The sequence below is a fragment of the Streptomyces sp. MB09-02B genome (assembly GCF_033794485.1).
In the GTDB taxonomy this organism is placed as follows: Bacteria; Actinomycetota; Actinomycetes; order Streptomycetales; family Streptomycetaceae; genus Streptomyces.
In genome coordinates, this window is the sequence record NZ_JARGEE010000877.1 from 1 (window position 1) to 1,250 (window position 1,250).

Here is a 1,250-nt window from a genome sequence, read left to right on the forward strand (position 1 = left end):
AGGGAAACGCCCGGTTACATTCCGAACCCGGAAGCTAAGCCTTACAGCGCCGATGGTACTGCAGGGGGGACCCTGTGGGAGAGTAGGACGCCGCCGAACGAATATTGAGAAAACCCCTGCCGGGTGACCGGCAGGGGTTTTCTGCGTTTACGGGCCTTTACTTCGTCGCTTCTTTGCCTCAGGACGGCTCCACCAATTTCGCGTCGTACGCCAGGATCACTGCCTGGATGCGGTCCCTGGAACCCGTTTTCGCGAGGATGCGGCCGACGTGGGTTTTGACCGTCGACTCCGCGAGATGGAGGCGGGCGGCTATCTCGGTGTTCGTCCAGCCCTTGCCGATGACCGTGAGGATCTCCCGTTCGCGGTCGGTGAGGGGTGCGAGACGGGGGTCCGTGAGGGTGGGGCCGGTGGGTCCTTCGGGCTTCGGTAGATGCCGGGCGTAGGTGTCGAGGAGGCGGCGGGTCAGGCTGGGGGCCACCACCGCGTCCCCGGAGGCCACGGCCCGGATGCCTGAGAGGAGTTCCTCGGGGAGGGCGTCCTTGACGAGGAAACCCGAGGCGCCGGCGCGGAGACCGGCGTAGGCGTATTCGTCGAGGTCGAACGTCGTGAGGATCAGGACGCGGGTGCGGTCGCCCGCCGAGACGATGCGGCGGGTGGCCTCGATGCCGTCGAGACCGGGCATGCGGACGTCCATCAGGACGACGTCGGGGTGGAGCTCGGCCGTCATACGGACCGCCTCGCTGCCGCCCGGGGCCTCTCCGAGGACCGTCATGTCGTCCTGGCTCTCCAGGAGCATGCGGAAGCCGAGGCGCTGCAGGGGCTGGTCGTCGGCGATGAGGACGGTCGTCACTGCGGGGATTCCTCCGGGAGATGTAGGTGGACTCGCCAGCCGCGTCGTGGGTGGGGGAGTGGGCCGGCCTCAAGTGTGCCGCCGTACAGGGCTGTTCGCTCGCGCATGCCGGGGATGCCGCGGCCGCCGGTCGTGGCGGAGGTCGGTGCGGGGGCGGTGCGCGAGGTGTCGGTGAGGGTGAGGGAGACGGCTCCGGAGTCCTCGTAGGAGATGAGGAGGTGGGACGTGGCGCCCGGGCCCGCGTGTTTCAGGGTGTTGGTGAGGGTTTCCTGGACGACGCGGTAGACGGTGAGTTGGCGGCCGGGAGACAGGGTCGGGGTACCTCGGACGGTGCTGTGGACGGGGAGGCCCGCGGTCCGTACGCCGGTGAGGAGGCGGTCGAGGTCGGTGAGGGTGGGTT

Annotated in this window: 2 protein-coding genes and 1 rRNA gene; 1 reads left to right on the forward strand and 2 read right to left on the reverse strand. The window is 68.7% G+C overall.

The window, feature by feature from the left end:
• A 5S ribosomal RNA gene (gene rrf / locus P1P70_RS44790) occupies window positions 1-99 on the forward strand; the annotation flags it as partial.
• Window positions 100-178: 79 nt separating this feature from the next.
• Here the strand turns inward: rrf and P1P70_RS44795 are convergent.
• Both P1P70_RS44795 and P1P70_RS44800 read right to left on the reverse strand, forming a co-directional pair.
• Complete coding sequence (locus tag P1P70_RS44795) at window positions 179-850, reverse strand: response regulator transcription factor (RefSeq protein WP_319248268.1); 672 nt, start codon at window positions 848-850, stop codon at window positions 179-181.
• The coding region (locus tag P1P70_RS44800; protein WP_413471698.1) for a sensor histidine kinase at window positions 847-1,250 on the reverse strand (404 nt) is incomplete at its 5' end. The genes P1P70_RS44800 and P1P70_RS44795, both read right to left, overlap by 4 nt.